Below are 16,021 nucleotides of genomic sequence, written 5' to 3'. Positions count from 1 at the left end.
TCCTCCCACTCCTACTTCCAGTCCCCCTCCGTTCCAAGCTCCGCCAGCCACTCTCTGCGACTCCACCCCTTCCCCCGACGGCCTCGCGGACCTCCGGGTGCGGGTCCTCGGCGAGGCCGTCCAACAGCTCGGCGACACCCGGGGTGGACCAGCCGTAGACGGCCCAGACCAGCTCTCTGCGCACGCCCGGGTCCGGGTGGTCGGCCAGCCGGGCGAGGAGGTCCACCGGACCCCGGCGGCGCAGGCCGAACCAGTGCAGGGCGGCCCGCAGCTCTGCCGGGTCGCCCGGCTCGCCCGCCGCCTCGATCCGGGCGAGCAGGACGGGCGCGGGCGGCGGCGGGCCGTCCAGCGGGTGCGGGTGACGTTCGCGCATCCGCCGGTCGCCGTACCCGCCGCGCAGGCGGCAGCCCGCGCAGGTGCAGGGGCGGGTGCCGTGGGCGCCCGGGAGGTAGCGCCAGCCCGCGACCTGCGGTACGGCGCGGATCCGGTGCACCTCACGGGCGCCGAGCGCGCGCGGTACGACCACCTCCCAGCCGCGCGGGTCCGCGAGCGCGCCGATCCTCGCGACCGCCTCGGCGGCCGAGAGCCACTTCTGGGCCTCCTTCGCACGGTCCCGGTAGTGCCCGACCAGCACCTGCTGGGTGTCGTCCAGCCGGACGTGCACCGCGACCAGCGACCCCTTCGGGCCGAACCGGGCCAGCTCGCGCAGCCACTGGTGGGTGAGGGTGTACGAGGGCAGCACCGGGAAGCAGTACACCCCGCGCACACCGCCCTGGCCCCGGCTGTCGGCCCGGATGCCGGCGCGGCGGATGCGCGGCGCGTTCGCCGCGGCGGTCAGGTGCACGAACATCGCCATGGAGCGGGATGCTAGCCGTCCCCAGGGGCGTGGATCGAGGGGTTATCGGGGCTGCGGCGGGTGCGTGCGGCGGCTGATCAGGGCGGCCAGGCCGTCCAGGATGCGCTCCAGGCCGAAGTCCAGGGCCTGGTCGTGCCCGCCCGGCTCGGCCATCGCGGCGGCCAGGGCGGGGTAGCGCTCGGCGTGCCGGTGCACCACGGTGCCGAGGGCGGCGAGGAGTTCGGCCTCGGGGGAACCGTTCGGGCCGGCGGCGCGGGCCTGTTCGGCGATGCCGCGCACGTGCCCGGCGAGCAGCACGGCGGCGTCCATCCGTTCGGCGCCGGTCAGCCCGTGGCCGTCGAGGGCGGCCACCACCCGTTCCAGCCAGGCGAGTTCCTTCGGACCCGGCACCCGGGGGCCGACGGTGGCGTCCAGCAGCCACGGGTGTCGGGTGAACGATGCGGCCAAGTGGTGGGCCCAGGCGGTGAGTTGCTCCCGCCAGTGGGCGCCCTCGGCGGGCGTCGGCGGCTCGTCGACGGCCGACTCGACCATCAGGGCGATGAGTTCAGCCTTGCCGGGGACGTAGCGGTAGAGCGACATCTTGGTGAAGTCGAGCAGTGCGGCCACCTTCTGCATGGAGACCGCGCCGAGCCCCTCCGCGTCCGCCACCTCGACCCCGGCGGCGGCGATCCGCTCCAGGCTGAGGGCCGGCTTGGGGCCCCGGGTCGGCTTGGCCGGCGGGCCCCAGAGCAGCCGCACCGTGTCGTTCGCCGCCTCGCCCATCGTCCGCTCCCGTTCTGGGGGTTGCCTGTCCGCGCCAACTGTGTCTACCGTACACAGCAATGAACAGTGTCCGCGAGACGCAGTTACTCGACTCGTGACTCCCGGACCTCGACCCTCGGACGGAGTGGTTTCCATGAGCGGCTTTGCGCACGATGCCCGGAGCGGTTCCCCGCGCGACACCCGGCGCGCCAAGGTGCTGATCTCGGGCGCGAGCATCGCCGGTCCGGCGCTGGCCCACTGGCTGAGCCGGTACGGCTTCGAGGTGACGGTGATCGAACTCGCCCCGGCGCTGCGCGGCGGCGGCCAGAACGTCGACTTCCGGGGCCGCACCCACCTGACCGTGCTGGAACGGATGGGCGTCCTGGAGGAACTGCGCGCGCTCGACACCGGTGGCAGTCCGATCACCTTCGTGAACCAGGACGGACGGCAACTGCTGCACCTGCCCGCCGAATTCGCCGGCGGCGAGCTGGAGGTCCCGCGCGGTGAACTGGCCCAGCTGCTCCACCGGCACAGCAGCGCCCGTGCCGAGTACCTCTTCGGGGACTCGATCACGGCCCTGGAGGAGACCGCGCACGGCGTCCGGGTCGCCTTCCGGCACGGCGCACCCCGCGAGTTCGACCTGGTGATCGGCGCCGACGGGCTGCACTCCAACGTCCGGCGGCTCGCCTTCGGCTCCGAGCGGCGGTTCGTCCGCCACCTCGGCTACTACGCGGCCACCTGGCAACTGCCCAACGACGGCGGCCTGCCGGTCGGCGGAGTCGGCCTCAACGTGCCCGGTCGGCTGATGTCCGTCGGGGCCGACCACCGCGACCCCGCCCGGGCGGGGGCCTTCTGCCTGTTCTCCTCGCCCGAGCTGCGCTACGAGCGCCACGATCTCGACCAGCAGAAGGCGCTGATCCGGGACGCCTTCGAGGGCCTCGGCTGGCGGGTGCCGCAGCTGCTGGCGGGCCTGGACGCCGCGCCCGAGCTGTACTTCGACTCGATCAGCCGCGCCGACGTGCCCAGCTGGTCCACCGGGCGGATCGCCCTGCTCGGTGACGCCGCCTGCGGCGCCACAATCGGCGGAATGGGCACCGGGACGGCGGTGGTGGCCGCGTACGTCCTGGCGGGCGAGCTGGCCCTGGCCGACGGCGACCACCGCGCCGCCTTCGGCCGGTACGAGCGGTTGCTGCGCGACTACGCCCAGGGCTGCCAGAAGGGCGGGGACCGCACCGGCCCGTTCCTGGCGCCGCGCACCGCGACCGGACTGCGGCTGCGCAACGCCGTGCTCAACCGGCGGTGGGCGTTGGACAAGATGCTGGAGCTGGGCAAGCAGGTGTCGAGCGTCGAACTGCCGGACTACGGGCAGGCGTTGGTCGGCCGGGTCGGCGCGACGGTCTGATCCGGCCACCGTTGTCGAGGAGTGCCTCGACCTGGACGGACGCCGCGCCCACCGCCCCTTCTGCCAACGGGCCCTCCCGGAGCCGTGCGTGCCGTCGTGGTGGACGGTCCGACGAGTCGACCATGTGATGGTTGCGCCGTCCGTGGCGCCGGCGAGCCCCGGGACCGCGAGCTCCCGCCCGTCGACTCCGTGTTCACGGCACAGAGTCCTTGGTCCCACTCGTTCAGCCCCTTGGCCCCTGGCGATCTAGGCCGTTCGGGGTCATGCTGCGGGTACCGGCCGGGACGATCCGTGCCCGGTCCGACCAGCACCGTTGGACGAGGTGAACCGGCGTGCGGCATGCCACCGTCGAATCTGTGATGACCAGCCCCGTGGTCCGGGTCGCGCCCGAGACCGGTTTCCGGGAGATCGTCGCGCTGCTGACCGACTACGACATCACCGGGGTGCCGGTGGTGGACCCGCAGGGGCGGCCGCTCGGCGTGGTCTCGGAGGCCGACCTGTTGCGCACCCTGGCCGCGCAGGAGGACCCGGGCAGTCTGCTGCCGGCGCCCGAGTCGGCGCCGGCGGGGCTGGGCGGCGAGATCACGGCGGCGGATCTGATGACGGCGCAGCCGGTCTGCACCACGCCCGACACCAGCGTGGTCGCGGCGGCCCGGCTGATGAGCCGGCACGGGCTGAAACGGCTGCCGGTGCTGGACGACGAGGGGCGGGTCCTCGGGATGGTGAGCCGCGGGGACCTGCTGCGGGTGTTCCTGCGCGAGGACCGGGTGATCCGGCGGGAGATCGTCGAGGAGGTGCTCGGCCGGATCGACGGGGTGAGCCCGGCGGAGGTCGGGGTGGAGGTTGACCAGGGCCGGGTGGTGCTCAGCGGCACCGTGCCGGAGGCCCACCTGGTGCCGGTCGTGCTGAACCTGTGCCGCTCGGTGGACGGGGTGGTCTCGGTGACCGACCGGCTCCGGGCCGGGGGTGCCACCGCGTCGGTCGGCTGACCTTCGGGCCGCGGGCCCGGCTGCCGCCCCGGACCTCGCCGGTCCGGTTCGCATACTGCGGAGCGTACCGGGTAACTCACTCCGTGTGCCCGACGGTTCGGACTGTCGGGGCACCGGAGCATTGGGGAGGCGGCCGTGACAGTCGTGTTCGACGCGGACTTCACTTCGACCAGGCAGTGGATCGCCGGGCGCACCAGCGCGTACCCCCGGATGGGGCCGACCAACCGGAGCGACCACAAACTCGACTACCTGAGTCGCCAGTACTGCCCCGGCGGGGTGTTCGCCGCCGTCCGGCGGCCCACCGGCGGGCTGTGGACCTGCAATCTGCTGACCACCGAGGGCAGTCCGGAGGGCTTCCAGGTCCGCACCGGGGACGTGCTGTCCGCGCAGGTCACGCTGCCCGTCGAGCTCGGCGCCTGGCCGGCGATCTGGACCTGGCGGGACGGCGGCAACGAGGTCGACGTGTTCGAGTACCACCCGGACAACCCGGACCTGTTGGAGATCTCCAACCACGTCCGCGGCGGGTTCCGGTACTGGCACGGCGGCGGCCTCGGGATCGAGCCGGGGGCGACCTTCGGCCTGCGGGTGGTGCTCGGCGCGCACTCGGTGGACTGGTACGTCAAGGAGGAGTTGGTCTACGCGGACCTGCACGGGGTGGGGGCCGGCTGGCACGCCTACCTGATCGTCAACCTGTCGGTGTCGGACGGGACTTACCACGAACGGCCGCCGGCCGACGGGCCGGACCGGCTCAGCTGGGTCTGCCGCAGCCTGCAGGTCGAGCGCTGAACCGGCGGCTTCGGACTTCGGCGTTCGTGACGTCGCGGTTCGTGAACGCGGTGGTTCAGGGTCTCGCGGTTCGGGGGCTCATGGTGCGAACGTCGCGGTGATCGGGCCGCCCGGGCCGGAGCGCTGGAACCAGACCGCCCGGCGGTGCGGGCCGATGTGCGCGGGGTCGGTCACGTACAGGTCGTCGCGCGGGGCCCGCTCGTTGCCCGGGGCGAGTGCCGCGTCCTCGGCCCGGTCGGCGATGGCGCGCAGCAGGGCGGCTGCGGTGGCCTCGGCGGCGGAGGGGGCGATGGCGAGGGCGGTGAGTTCGGTCCAGAGCGGGGTGGACACGTAGACGATCGGGGAGCGGCCGAGCGCCGGGTGGGGGGAGCCGTCGGTGTGGCGGCGGAGCATCCCGGCGGCGACGAGCTGCTCGGGGGAGCGGTGGTCGCCGGGCAGGTGGTGGCTCATGAGCGGCAACGCTACCCCGGTGATCGGGGGCGTGAGCGTAGGCACGTTTTCTCAGGCTTCCTTGACAGCGCTTTGACCGGTCGCGGGCGCACGATGGTGGTAAGGCGCTGACCACCTCGGACACTCCGCTCCTTCCGCGGAACCGCTCCCGGGCGCGACGGCACCTCCGGTGGTCCGGCACCTCGGACGGTAGGGCGTCGGTCGCCTCGGCGGGCCCGGTGGGGCCGGAGGAGGAGGTCTTGATGAGGCACTGGCATTTCCACGGGTACGGGCCCGGCCACGGAATCGGCGGTTGGGGCATCGCCGTGATGGTGATCGGCTCGCTGCTGGTCCTGGCGCTGCTGGTGCTCGTGGTCGTCGCCCTGCTCCGGTACCTCTCCCGCTCACGGCAGCCGGTTCCGCCCGGCCCCGCGGCCGCGGGCGTCGCCGGTCCGGGGCCGGGGGGGCCGCGCGGTTGGGCACAAGGCCCGACCCCGGAGCAGGTGCTCGCGGAGCGGTTCGCGCGGGGTGAGATCGACGCGGAGGAGTACCGGCACCGACTGGAGACGCTGCGTTCGGCGGACGGGCCGGGTGGCGGCTGACCCGGGGGGTGCGCACCGAGGCCCGCCGCACACCTGGTGCGGCGGGCCTCGGCGGTGTCTGCCGGGTGGGCGTAGGGCTCGCTCGGTGGACCTGGCTCGTACGGCCTGCGCGTCGTGCGCGGCGCGTTCGTCCAGCGAGGCCTGCTCGCCCTGCCGGACTTACTCGACGACGAGCTCGACCGGGATGTTGCCCCGGGTGGCGCGGGAGTAGGGGCAGACCTCGTGGGCCTGCTTGACCAGCAGCAGGCCGGTCTCGCCCGCGAGCGTGTCGGGCAGCTCGACGCGCAGCACCACGGAGAGGCCGAAGCCCGCGTCGTCCTTGCCGATCGACACCTCGGCGGTCACCGAGGCCTCGCTGGTGTCCACGCGGGCCTGGCGGCCGACCAGGCCGAGGGCGCTGGCGAAGCAGGCGGCGTAGCCGGCCGCGAACAGCTGCTCGGGGTTGGTGCCCTGGCCGCTGCCGCCGAGCGCGGGCGGCATCGCGAGAGCGAGGTCGAGCTGGCCGTCCGAGCTGACGGCGCGGCCCTCGCGACCGTTGGCGGTGGCTGCGGCGGTGTAGAGCGCGTCCATGGTGGTGTCCCTTCGTGTTGCTGCTCGTCTCGCGGGGTGCGGGTCGTGGATCGCCGTGCGCGGATCGTGCCGCTCGGGCGGCTGCCTGGCGGCCCGCTGTCTGCTCGACAAGTAGAGCACGCAATTCAATTGCGCACAACTCAATGGTGCGATTGTGATCGGTACCATGGGTCCATGACCACGCTCCCGGGCATGGCGGACGAGGAACTGCTCCGCCTCGACCAGCAGATCTGCTTCTCGCTCAATGCCGCCTCGCGCGCCTTCGGCGGTGTCTACCGGGTCCTGCTCCGGGACCTCGGGCTCACCTACCCGCAGTACCTGGTGATGCTGGTGCTCTGGGAGGACGGCCAACTGCCCGTCAAGCGGATCGGTGAGCGCCTGCGGCTCGACTCCGGCACGCTCTCCCCGCTGCTCAAGCGGCTGGAGGCGGCCGGGCTGGTGCGCCGCGAGCGCAGTCCGGAGGATGAGCGCTCGGTGACCGTCAGTCTCACGTCCGAGGGGTCCGCGCTGCGCGAGCGGGCCGGGCAGGTGCCGCGTCGGCTGCTCGCGGCGACCGGGCTGCCGGTCGAGGACCTGGCCGCGCTGCATGAGCTGCTGGAGCGGGTGACCGGCGCGCTGGACTCGGCGGTGGTGGAGCCCGCGCCGTAGGGCTGTCGTATCGGTGTGGGTGTCGGCGCCGGTTTCGGCGTCGGTGTCGCGGGGCCGTGGTGCGGGGTGGTCGGAGGGCTTGTCAAGCCGGGCTTCGACGGAGTGTGATCTGAGTCACGCTGCGGCCGTCGGGTGGCCTCCCGGGCACTCGAAAGGGCAGGTCAGCGGCACTGTTCGGAAGTGAACGGAAACGGTCGCCAATTGTCCGCCCGATCCGGTCAACAACCCGGGCCTCCCGGACGGTTACACCACGAGCCCCCAAGGGGCCGTCGGCGTGCCACCCGGTGGGCCGGCCAGCTGACCCAGGAAGAGGGGGCGCGTGTGAACACTCCCGGGCCGGGCGAGGAGCGGAGCCTGCGGGCGGACCCGCTCGACGACCTGCCGACCGACTTCGAGGCCTTCTTCACCCGCGAGAACTCCGGGTACCTCCGCTACGCCCGGCAGCGACTGCGTCACCGCGAGGACGCCCAGGACGCCGTGCAGAACGCCGGCACCACGCTCTACCGGAACTGGCGCAGGGCGCTGGCCAGTGAGGACCCGCAGGCCTTCGCCTTCAAGATCGTCAAGGACGCGGTGGTCGACGTCATGCGCGAGCGCCGCCGCACCGAGCGCAAACGGCTGCGGGTGATCGCCCAGCGCCGCCCCGACACCAGCCAGGACGAGCTGGAGGAGCTCGCCGAGCTGGACGCCCTGGACTGGGCCATGGAGGAGCTCGCGCGGGCCGCGCCGGTCCAGGCCGACGTGGTCCGGCTGCGCCAGGCGGGCCTGTCCTACCACGACATCGGCCGGGCGCTCGGCATCGCGCACACCACCGCCCGCACCTACTACAGCCTCGGGCGGCGCCACCTGGAGTACCTGCTGGAGCACCCGGACGACGGGCAGGCGACATGAGGATCACCGAGCTGCTGTGCGCACACGCCGCCGAGCTGGACCGGGAGTTCCGCGACCACGACCCGGCGGCCTTCACCCGTCGGCTGGCCGAACGGCTGGCCGCCGCCCGACGCTCCGCCCCGACCGTGCGCGAGCGCCCGGCCCGCCCGCCCGCAGCCGCCCGGCCGCCGCACGTCCCGGCTCCGGGGGAGCACCCCTGGGCCGGGGGGCGGTCCGAACTGCGGCGCGACCTACGGCGCGATCTGCGGTACCTGTGCGCGGGTGTGGCGGGAGCGGTGGAGCCGGCGGAGCTGGCCCTGGACCTCGAACTCGCCGAGAAGACGGCCCTGCGGACTCTCGGCTGCCTGCTCTACGGCATGGGCCGCACGGCGGACGGGGTCTTCTGGTGGCGGATCGCCGTCCAGTACGGCGACCAGCTGGCCGTCCACTGCCTGGCCGTGCACTACGCCGCCGAGGGCGAGCGGGGCGCCGCGGCGCGCTGGGCCGCCGAGGCCGAGGACCTCAGCGGCCCCGGGCGACTGCCGGAGCTGGCCCCGGAGGTCCGGCCGAGCGGCGCGGCCGAGCTGGCGCGGCGACTGGCGGAACGGTACGACGGGGAGATCCTGCTGACCTTACGGGACGCGGTGGCGGCGGGGGCGGGGGCCGGCGGCGACGCGGGCGCCGGCGGTGGGCGGCTGGGTGCGCGGACGGTGCGGGGGCGGGGAGTGGTGCGGATCCGGTGACGGCGCCGGGGCGCTGTCGGCGACCACGGCCCGGGCGGTGAGGTTTCGGGCGGTGAGGTTTCGGGCGGTGAGGTGCCGGGGCCGGCCGCTGGCGCGGATCGCGTTCAGGTGAGCCCGGAAAGGGCGTCGCCCAGGTAGGCGGCGCCGAGCACCACCGGAACGGCGGTCATGATCGCCGCGTTGTGCGCGGCCGTCCAGGCGCGCCACTCGCCGAGGGCGCGGATCGATCGGTCGTTGCCGCGCCGGTGGACGGTGAGTGGCAGCAGGGTGCCCAGCGAGCCCAGCAGCACCATCAGGGCGGCGGCCACGGCCTTCGCCCCGGTGCCGCCCGGACTGGCGGCGATCGAGGCGGCGCCGCCGACGGCGGGGATCAGGGTCTTCGGATGGGCCACCACCAGGGCCACGGCGAAGCCGGCGGACCGGGCGGCGGTGAACCGGTCGATCCCCAGGAGCCAGGTCGGCGGCGCGGTCACGTGCCCCGGTCTCGGGCGGTCGCGCCACTGCTTCGCGGCGAGGAAGAGGAGCAGGGCGCCGAGGGCCAGCTTCAGCCAGGACGACCAGGTCGGCCTGCCGCCGTCCGGGTCCAGCGCGCCGCCCACCGTCAGGACCACGGCCTCGACCGCTGCCAGAGCGAGCACCCAGCCGGCGGTGAAGGCGAGCCCGTTGGTCCGGCCGCGCGGCGAGGCGAGGATCAGGAGCACGGCGATCAACGGCAGCGGGCTGAGCGCGACCGCCACCGCCGAGGCCAGCATCGGGCCGATCGCCTCACCCATCCCAGGACCTGCCTTCCCGTCGCCGGGCGCCGTCCGCCATTCAGCTACCGCCGGCGGCGGCGCGCACGGCCGGTTAGGCCGTTCGGGTGAGGCGCGGCGGACGGAGCGGGGGACGGAGCGGGGCCGCCGCGTCGGTGTGGTGCGACGACCCCGCGCAGGACGCGTCCGTCGGTCGGGTCAGTGGCCTGACCCAACCGGAAGGATCAGTCGGTGCCGGACTCGATCGCCGCGTGGTCGAGTGCGGTGGACTCCGCCTCGTCGCCGGTGCCGGCGGCGATCGGCGCCGCGCCGCCCGGGGCGAGCTCGCCGATCAGGCCGCTCCACGGGGCCAGCTGGCCATGGCCCGCGTACTGCTCCAGCTTGCTGCGGGAGTCGGCGATGTCCAGGTTGCGCATGGTCAGCTGACCGATCCGGTCGTCCGGGACGAAGGCGGCGTCGACGCTGCGCTCCATCGACAGCTTCTCGGGGTGGTAGCTGAAGTTCGGGCCCTGGGTGTCGATCACCGAGTAGTCCTGGCCACGCCGCAGCCGCAGGGTCACGCTGCCGGTGACGGCCTGGCCGACCCACTTCTGCAGGCTGTCGCGCAGCATCAGCGCCTGCGGGTCGAACCAGCGGCCCTCGTACAACAGCCGGCCGAGCCGGCGGCCCTGGGCGTGGTAGGTGGCGAGGGTGTCCTCGTTGTGGATCGCGTTCAGGAGGCGCTCGTAGGCGGTGTGCAGCAGCGCCATGCCCGGGGCCTCGTAGATGCCGCGGCTCTTGGCCTCGATGATGCGGTTCTCGATCTGGTCCGACATGCCCAGACCGTGCCGCCCACCGATGAGGTTGGCCTCGTGCACCAGCTCGACGGCGGTGCCGAACTCACGGCCGTTGATCCGGACCGGACGGCCGAACTCGAAGTCGACGGTGACGTCCTCGGTCTGGATCTCCACGGCCGGGTCCCAGAAGGCGACGCCCATGATCGGGGCGACGATCTCCATCGAGGCGTCCAGGTACTCCAGCCGCTTGGCCTCGTGGGTGGCACCCCAGATGTTGGCGTCGGTGGAGTAGGCCTTCTCGGCGGAGTCCCGGTACGGCAGGTCGCGCTCGGCGAGCCACTCGGACATCTCCTTGCGGCCGCCGAGCTCGGTGACGAACGCCTGGTCCAGCCACGGCTTGTAGATCCGCAGGTTGGGGTTGGCGAGCAGACCGTAGCGGTAGAACCGCTCGATGTCGTTGCCCTTGTAGGTGGAGCCGTCGCCCCAGATGGACACCCCGTCCTCCTGCATGGCGCGCACCAGCAGGGTGCCGGTCACGGCGCGGCCGAGCGGGGTGGTGTTGAAGTAGGTCTGCCCGGCGGAGCGGATGTGGAAGGCGCCGCAGGCGAGGGCGGCCAGGCCCTCCTCGACCAGCGGGGCCCGGCAGTCGACCAGCCGGGCCTGCTCGGCGCCGTACGCGCGGCCACGGGCCGGGACGTCGGCGAGGTTCGGCTCGTCGTACTGGCCGATGTCGGCCGTGTAGGCGTACGGGACGGCGCCGTGCTCGCGCATCCACGCGACCGCGACGGAGGTGTCCAACCCACCGGAGAATGCGATGCCGATCCGTTCACCGACCGGCAGCTTGCTCAAGACCTTCGACATGCTTGCACCCTTGACCCACCCGCGCGGCGCGGGCTCCTGATTTAGCGACGTGTGAGGGAATTCGGCGTATTCGATCCGATGCCCGCACTCTGGCATAGGTTTGCAGAGTAGCGCAAGAGAATACGGAGGCGTGGGTCGGGGTGGCTGCTTGCCGCGCCGCTTCCCGTCGGCTGCTGATCTGGGCAACTTGGTTGAAGGGGGCGGTGGTTGAGGTGGGCTGGAGGTCGGAAAGGGTGCCGAGGGGTGGCTCGGGAGGTGGGGTGGATTTTTCTGGGGGAGTCGGGTCTCGGGGCCGTCGGGACCGGCCCGACGGTTCTGCGGGCGGTGCGGGGAGGGGTGTCCGGAGACGGAGGCGGGCCGGACTCCCGCGGGTGGGAGCCCGGCCCGTCGTGGTCGGGTCGGCGGGGAGGTCAGGGTTTGTGGCCGCTGCTGTGGGCGGGTTCGCGCTCGGGGTCTCCGCCGGGTCCGCTGTCGGGTGTTCGGAAGGCGCGGCCGCGAACCCAGGCCGTGCGGGAGGCGAGCACGCCGAGCCCGAGGGCGACCAGATGCCCGGCGTCGGCCAGTTGCTGGTTCAGCGCCCAGGCGGTGGCCAGCGCCAAGGCGAGGGCTGACAGGCCGTAGCGGCGCAGCGGACGCGGGCCGAGGGCGAGCAGACAGGCGGCGGTGGCGACCAGTCCGTAGCTGATCCCGACGTCCCGGGCCCGGGAGAGCGCGCCGGGGATCCGGGCGGTCACCATGACCCACATGGCACCCTCGGTGAGCAGGGTGGCACCCAGGTGTCCGAAGGCGAAGACGGCGCCCGCGCGGGCCGGGCCCCAGCGCCACTCGGCGAGGCCCAGGGCGACGGCGACGGCGGCGATGCCCGCCCAGGCCGGGACCCCGTCGACCACCAGGCCGCTGGTGAACATCGTCCACCACTTGCCCACCTCCATGTGGTGGACGTTGCTGCTGTTGTGCCGGACGAACCGGGCCCGCTCGGCGTGGCTCTGGGTGGCCAGCCAGGAGGCGGTGACGGTCAGCAGGATGACGTAGACCGTGGTGAGCCGCAGGCGGGCGGCGGCTCTGAGTGCCGGGTGTCGGGCGGTCGCGGTGTCGATCGGTCTCGTTGATCCGAGGCGGTCCCTCATCGTGCCTGGCGCCCTTGCTGTCTCGTTCCTCAGGTACCGGCAGCTCCGCGGGAGGCCGGAGGCCCAGCCTACGCCAGTCGGGGGTGGTGGCCGTGTCGATGGAAGGTCGGCCTGGGCGGGGGCCGGGAGGGCCGGTGCGGGCCGGTGCCGGATCACCCGAACGGGTCGCCGCAGCGGCGGGCGCTGGTGCGGACCGGCGAGGGTGGGGAGGGACCGTCGAGGAGGCGCCGATGTCCGGCAGCACCACCGAGGTGCCCCAGACGCACCGGCGGCGCTGGTGGGCTCGCGCGGCCCGTGCGGCGTGGTTCTACGTGCGGCGCGCGCCCGGCACCTACATCTGGCTGGCGATCCTGCTGGTCACCACCCAGGTGATCCGCCACGTCGACACCGCGACCGCCGACCGCATCCTGGAGCGGCGCTCGACCAACCTGCACCACCTTCGGGTCGCGCCGGTCCGGGTGCTGGCGACCAGCGCGCTGTGGATCGCGGGCGGCGGCTGGCTGAGCTACTTCGCGCTCTACAACATCTTCCACGTGCCCGCCGAACGCTGGCTCGGCACGTTGCGCTGGATCTCGGTGGCGATGCTGGCGCACGTCGGGGCGACGTACCTCAGCGAGGGCGTCCTCGGGTGGGCGATCCACCGCGGCCTCGCCGCGCCGAAGGCCGTCTACACGCTCGACTACGGCGTCAGCTACGCGCTCGCCGGGGTGATCGGGGTGCTCACCTATCTGATCGTGCGGCCCTGGCGGTACCTCTACCTGGCCGGGGTGCTCATCGTCTACGGCGTGGGTGAGTACCAGAGGCGGGACTACACCAGCATCGGGCACCTGAGCGCGGTGCTGATCGGGCTCGCCTGCTACCCGCTGACCCGCGACCGGCCGGGGGCCTTCGATCCGGTCGCCTCGGCGCGGGTGCTCCGGCGGCGGATCCGTAGGAAGTGAGTGGTCATCAGGGGTGGTCGGCCCCAGAGCATTCGGTGAATGCCAACTGTTGGAAACGGTAGGGCTCTTAACCGCTTCTTACCGTATGGATCTTCCCCGGGCCGGGCTGACCGGCCAGGCTTACCCCCTGTTTCGCCGGGGCCGCGCGACCGCGCGGCCGGCCACAGGGGAGGACCGCACTCGTGCCCACCAGGCAACGACGACGGCTGCTGCTGAGCGCCGTCACGCTCACCGCCGTCGGACTGACCACCACCCAGGCGCTCGCCGCGCCGTCCGAGCCGCCGACACCGCAGCCCTGGCAGGTGCGGCACCAGGCGGACATCGGAAAGCAGCATGCCCAGAAGGTCCAGGGCAAGAACGCCCTCTCGACCTTCAGCCCCAAGGCCGAGACGGAGGCCGGGGACGGCGGCGACGAGGCGGAGAACTCCGCCGAGGGCGTCGCCCAGTACACCGAGGCCCGCACCGCGCCCGGCGTGGTCGCGCCGGGCGCGTACGGTGCGGCCTGGTCGCAGCTGCAGTCCATGCCGCACACGGACGGGCACTGGGACCACGTCACTGACAAGCCGTACAACTCGGACGACCCGCGCTACCGCGACGTCAACTCCAACTCCAGCGGTGGCGCCGGGCTGGTGACCGGTCGGATCACCGGCATCGCGGCGGACAACGACGGTTACGTCTACGCCGGTGGCGCCAACGGCGGCGTGTTCCGCTCCCGGACGGGCGGCGGGAACTGGGAGCCGATCGCGGACAAGCTGCCGACGCTGTCGACGGGCACGCTGAACCTGGACGAGGGCGGGCGGCTCTGGTACGCCACGGGCGAGTCGAACACCGGCGCCACCTCGTACGTCGGCACCGGTGTCTACCTGCTGTCGGACCCTAAGCACGGCGAGTTCCAGCCCGGGAACCGGGTCGGTGGGGCCGAGCTGGAGTCCACGATCATCCACGCGCTCCGTTTCGGCGGCGGCAGGGTGTGGGCGGCGACCAGTCGGGGTGTGTGGAGCCACTCGACCACGGACCTGTCGGGGCCGTGGACGCTGGAGTTCGCGCCCAACCCCGAGTACCTGCCGGGTGGTGCGAAGGCGGGCGACCCGAGCGCGCCGTACAGGAACATCGCCAACGACATCGCGATCGACCCCAAGGACCCGTCCAAGGTGGTCCTGGCGGTCGGCTGGCGTGGCGGCGACACCTACAACGGCTTCTACAGCAAGGCAGCGGACGGCAGCTGGCAGCGGGTCTCGTCGCTCGGTGACCTGCCTACGGACGCGGCGAACGTCGGCAACGTGACCTTCGCGCGCTCGGCGGACGGTTCGCGCTACTACGCGATCGACCAGTCGCCGGACGTCATGGCGCACAACCCGGACACCGGCCTGAAGGGCATCTACGTCTCCAAGTCCGGTTCGCCGTCCGGTCCGTGGACGCTGATCGCGGACAAGGACAAGCTCAAGGGATCAGGCTCCGCCCTCCAGGACCCGGGCTACCAGCCCGGCATCCAGTCCTGGTACAACCAGTCCCTCCAGGTGGACCCGGCCAACCCGGACCACGTCTACGCGGGCCTGGAGGAGGTCTTCGAGACCACCGACGGCGGCGCCGAGTGGGCCACCGTGGGGCCGTACTGGAACAACGGCTTCCCGTGCTGGAGCATCGACCCGGCCAAGCAGACCGGTGACTGCTCGCCGACCCCCCACTCCGACCAGCACGCCGTCGCCTTCGGCAGCTACCAGGGCAAGGTCAACGTCTACGTCGGCAACGACGGCGGCATCTACAAGCGCCCGGGCAACGGGCAGTTGGACGCCTGGGGCCACGGCAAGGACTGGACGCCGCTCAACGACGGCACCATGGACACCCTGCAGTACTACTCGGTCGGCGTCGGCAAGGACCCGGCGGACCGCTCCGGCAAGGGCGTCATCGTCAGCGGAGGCCTGCAGGACAACGGCGAGTCGATCCTGCGCGCCCACGACAAGGTGATGGGCTCCAACTTCGGTGGCGACGGCGGCGACACCCTGGTCGACCCGAACAACGGCTGCAACATCGCCGAGGAGTACGTCTACCTCGACCTGTGGGTCACCCAGAACTGCGCGGTGAACGACGGCAGCTGGACGAAGGACCCGGGCAAGGCCACCTCCTTCGAGGTCGCCCCGCCGGACAAGGACACCAGCTCCGCACGCTTCATCGCGCCGATCACCAGCGACCCGAAGGACGTCAACACCTGGATCGCGGGCGGTCGGCACGTCTGGGTACAGCACAAGGGCTACGCGATCCGCAGCGGCAGTGAGTGGACCAGCGCGTACGACCTGGGCGCCGGCCACGTCGCCACGGCGGTCGCGACGGTCAACGGTACGGTGTACGCGGGCTGGTGCGGCCCCTGTAACAACCAGGGCTTCAGCCGCGGCATCGCCGTCGGCAAGACCGACGGCACCGGCTGGCACCAGCTGAACCTGCCGGTCGACGGCACCCTGCCGAACCGCTACATCTCCTCCTTCGCCGTGGACGAGAGCGACGCCCAGCACGTGTTCGTCGCGATCAACGGCTTCTCGCGGACCTGGACCGAGGGCCCCGGCGCGGGCAACGGCCACCTCTTCGAGACCCGTGACGGCGGCGCCACCTGGACCGACGTCTCGGCCAACCTGCCCGACGTCCCGGCTACTTCGGTCAAGATCCTGCCCAACGGCGGGCTGGCGCTGGGCACCGACCTCGCCGTCTTCTACCGCGCGCCGGGCAGGACCGACTTCTCGGTACTCGGCCGCAACCTGCCCACCAACTCGGTGCAGCAGCTCAAGACCGGCCCGGACGGCCGCCTCTACGCCGCCACCTTCGGGCGCGGCATCTGGTCGATCGACCCGCGCGAGCTGTACGAGGACAACGACAACCAGCACTGACCAGCCAGTGATCTGACCGGTGCCCGGCTTGCGCTCAACGAGCGGGCCGGGC

16 protein-coding genes are annotated in these 16,021 nt (G+C 72.8%); 9 read left to right on the top strand and 7 right to left on the bottom strand.

The window, feature by feature from the left end; all coding sequences use genetic code 11:
- Together ACFQ87_RS08650 and ACFQ87_RS08645 are read right to left on the bottom strand one after the other, a co-directional pair.
- The coding region (locus ACFQ87_RS08650) for a HEAT repeat domain-containing protein (protein WP_380609869.1) at window positions 1–856 on the bottom strand (856 nt) is incomplete at its 3' end.
- A 42-nt stretch (window positions 857–898) separates the two neighbouring features.
- Entirely contained in the window at window positions 899–1,618 is a 720-nt protein-coding gene (locus tag ACFQ87_RS08645; RefSeq protein ID WP_380609868.1) for a TetR/AcrR family transcriptional regulator, read from the bottom strand.
- Window positions 1,619–1,751: 133 nt separating this feature from the next.
- Between ACFQ87_RS08645 and ACFQ87_RS08640 the strand changes: the two genes are divergently transcribed.
- The 3 genes from ACFQ87_RS08640 to ACFQ87_RS08630 all read left to right on the top strand — a co-directional run bounded on the left by ACFQ87_RS08640 (window position 1,752) and on the right by ACFQ87_RS08630 (window position 4,774).
- Window positions 1,752–2,999 carry an FAD-dependent monooxygenase gene (locus ACFQ87_RS08640; protein WP_380609867.1) on the top strand — a complete coding sequence of 416 codons (1,248 nt, stop codon included), beginning with the start codon at window positions 1,752–1,754 and terminating at the stop codon, window positions 2,997–2,999.
- A 359-nt stretch (window positions 3,000–3,358) separates the two neighbouring features.
- A complete protein-coding gene (locus tag ACFQ87_RS08635; protein ID WP_380609866.1) occupies window positions 3,359–3,988 on the top strand; it encodes a CBS domain-containing protein in 630 nt (209 codons plus the stop codon).
- Window positions 3,989–4,123: 135 nt separating this feature from the next.
- Window positions 4,124–4,774: a beta-glucanase gene (locus ACFQ87_RS08630; protein WP_380609865.1), complete on the top strand. Its 651-nt coding sequence runs from the start codon at window positions 4,124–4,126 to the stop codon at window positions 4,772–4,774.
- A gap of 78 nt (window positions 4,775–4,852) precedes the next feature.
- Here ACFQ87_RS08630 and ACFQ87_RS08625 read toward each other — a convergent pair whose 3' ends face one another.
- Window positions 4,853–5,224: a hypothetical protein gene (locus ACFQ87_RS08625; RefSeq protein WP_380609864.1), complete on the bottom strand. Its 372-nt coding sequence runs from the start codon at window positions 5,222–5,224 to the stop codon at window positions 4,853–4,855.
- Window positions 5,225–5,466: 242 nt separating this feature from the next.
- On the opposite strand from ACFQ87_RS08625, the gene ACFQ87_RS08620 reads away from it, so the two are divergent.
- On the top strand, window positions 5,467–5,805 hold the full coding sequence (locus tag ACFQ87_RS08620; protein WP_380609863.1) for an SHOCT domain-containing protein: 339 nt from the start codon (window positions 5,467–5,469) through the stop codon (window positions 5,803–5,805).
- Between the two features lie 159 nt (window positions 5,806–5,964).
- On the opposite strand, the gene ACFQ87_RS08615 is transcribed toward ACFQ87_RS08620, so the two are convergent.
- Entirely contained in the window at window positions 5,965–6,375 is a 411-nt protein-coding gene (locus tag ACFQ87_RS08615) for an organic hydroperoxide resistance protein (protein ID WP_380609862.1), read from the bottom strand.
- Between the two features lie 174 nt (window positions 6,376–6,549).
- Between ACFQ87_RS08615 and ACFQ87_RS08610 the strand changes: the two genes are divergently transcribed.
- The 3 genes from ACFQ87_RS08610 (at window position 6,550) to ACFQ87_RS08600 (ending at window position 8,636) form a co-directional block, all read left to right on the top strand.
- Entirely contained in the window at window positions 6,550–7,023 is a 474-nt protein-coding gene (locus ACFQ87_RS08610; protein WP_380609861.1) for a MarR family winged helix-turn-helix transcriptional regulator, read from the top strand.
- 321 nt (window positions 7,024–7,344) lie between these two features.
- Entirely contained in the window at window positions 7,345–7,914 is a 570-nt protein-coding gene (locus ACFQ87_RS08605) for an RNA polymerase sigma factor (RefSeq protein ID WP_380609860.1), read from the top strand.
- On the top strand, window positions 7,911–8,636 hold the full coding sequence (locus tag ACFQ87_RS08600) for a hypothetical protein (RefSeq protein WP_380609859.1): 726 nt from the start codon (window positions 7,911–7,913) through the stop codon (window positions 8,634–8,636). The genes ACFQ87_RS08605 and ACFQ87_RS08600 overlap by 4 nt, the downstream gene beginning before the upstream one ends.
- A gap of 104 nt (window positions 8,637–8,740) precedes the next feature.
- On the opposite strand, the gene ACFQ87_RS08595 is transcribed toward ACFQ87_RS08600, so the two are convergent.
- The 3 genes from ACFQ87_RS08595 to ACFQ87_RS08585 all read right to left on the bottom strand — a co-directional run bounded on the left by ACFQ87_RS08595 (window position 8,741) and on the right by ACFQ87_RS08585 (window position 12,152).
- Window positions 8,741–9,409, bottom strand: coding sequence for a GAP family protein (locus ACFQ87_RS08595; protein ID WP_380609858.1), 669 nt, complete (start codon window positions 9,407–9,409; stop codon window positions 8,741–8,743).
- A gap of 203 nt (window positions 9,410–9,612) precedes the next feature.
- Window positions 9,613–11,025 (bottom strand): argininosuccinate synthase, encoded by a 1,413-nt coding sequence (gene argG, locus ACFQ87_RS08590; RefSeq protein WP_380609857.1) that lies wholly within the window; start codon window positions 11,023–11,025, stop codon window positions 9,613–9,615.
- 410 nt (window positions 11,026–11,435) lie between these two features.
- Window positions 11,436–12,152: a rhomboid-like protein gene (locus ACFQ87_RS08585; protein WP_380609856.1), complete on the bottom strand. Its 717-nt coding sequence runs from the start codon at window positions 12,150–12,152 to the stop codon at window positions 11,436–11,438.
- Between the two features lie 230 nt (window positions 12,153–12,382).
- Between ACFQ87_RS08585 and ACFQ87_RS08580 the strand changes: the two genes are divergently transcribed.
- Together ACFQ87_RS08580 and ACFQ87_RS08575 are read left to right on the top strand one after the other, a co-directional pair.
- Window positions 12,383–13,093 (top strand): rhomboid-like protein, encoded by a 711-nt coding sequence (locus ACFQ87_RS08580; RefSeq protein WP_380609855.1) that lies wholly within the window; start codon window positions 12,383–12,385, stop codon window positions 13,091–13,093.
- Window positions 13,094–13,275: 182 nt separating this feature from the next.
- A complete protein-coding gene (locus ACFQ87_RS08575) occupies window positions 13,276–15,969 on the top strand; it encodes a glycosyl hydrolase (protein WP_380609854.1) in 2,694 nt (897 codons plus the stop codon).
- Window positions 15,970–16,021: the final 52 nt, after the last annotated feature.

Origin of the sequence: Kitasatospora sp. NPDC056531 (assembly GCF_042794375.1) — a bacterium.
In the GTDB taxonomy this organism is placed as follows: domain Bacteria; phylum Actinomycetota; class Actinomycetes; order Streptomycetales; family Streptomycetaceae; genus Kitasatospora.
Note: the sequence above shows the minus strand (reverse complement) of the source record. Positions and strands in the feature narration are given on the sequence as shown.

Coding starts and splice junctions, on each gene's coding strand:
- ACFQ87_RS08645 (WP_380609868.1), bottom strand. CDS start 1,618: ATGGGCGAGGCGGCGAACGACACGGTGCGGCTGCTCTGGGGCCCGCCG.
- ACFQ87_RS08640 (WP_380609867.1), top strand. CDS start 1,752: ATGAGCGGCTTTGCGCACGATGCCCGGAGCGGTTCCCCGCGCGACACC.
- ACFQ87_RS08635 (WP_380609866.1), top strand. CDS start 3,359: ATGACCAGCCCCGTGGTCCGGGTCGCGCCCGAGACCGGTTTCCGGGAG.
- ACFQ87_RS08625 (WP_380609864.1), bottom strand. CDS start 5,224: ATGAGCCACCACCTGCCCGGCGACCACCGCTCCCCCGAGCAGCTCGTC.
- ACFQ87_RS08620 (WP_380609863.1), top strand. CDS start 5,467: ATGAGGCACTGGCATTTCCACGGGTACGGGCCCGGCCACGGAATCGGC.
- ACFQ87_RS08615 (WP_380609862.1), bottom strand. CDS start 6,375: ATGGACGCGCTCTACACCGCCGCAGCCACCGCCAACGGTCGCGAGGGC.
- ACFQ87_RS08610 (WP_380609861.1), top strand. CDS start 6,550: ATGACCACGCTCCCGGGCATGGCGGACGAGGAACTGCTCCGCCTCGAC.
- ACFQ87_RS08600 (WP_380609859.1), top strand. CDS start 7,911: ATGAGGATCACCGAGCTGCTGTGCGCACACGCCGCCGAGCTGGACCGG.
- ACFQ87_RS08595 (WP_380609858.1), bottom strand. CDS start 9,409: ATGGGTGAGGCGATCGGCCCGATGCTGGCCTCGGCGGTGGCGGTCGCG.
- argG (WP_380609857.1), bottom strand. CDS start 11,025: ATGTCGAAGGTCTTGAGCAAGCTGCCGGTCGGTGAACGGATCGGCATC.
- ACFQ87_RS08585 (WP_380609856.1), bottom strand. CDS start 12,152: ATGAGGGACCGCCTCGGATCAACGAGACCGATCGACACCGCGACCGCC.
- ACFQ87_RS08580 (WP_380609855.1), top strand. CDS start 12,383: ATGTCCGGCAGCACCACCGAGGTGCCCCAGACGCACCGGCGGCGCTGG.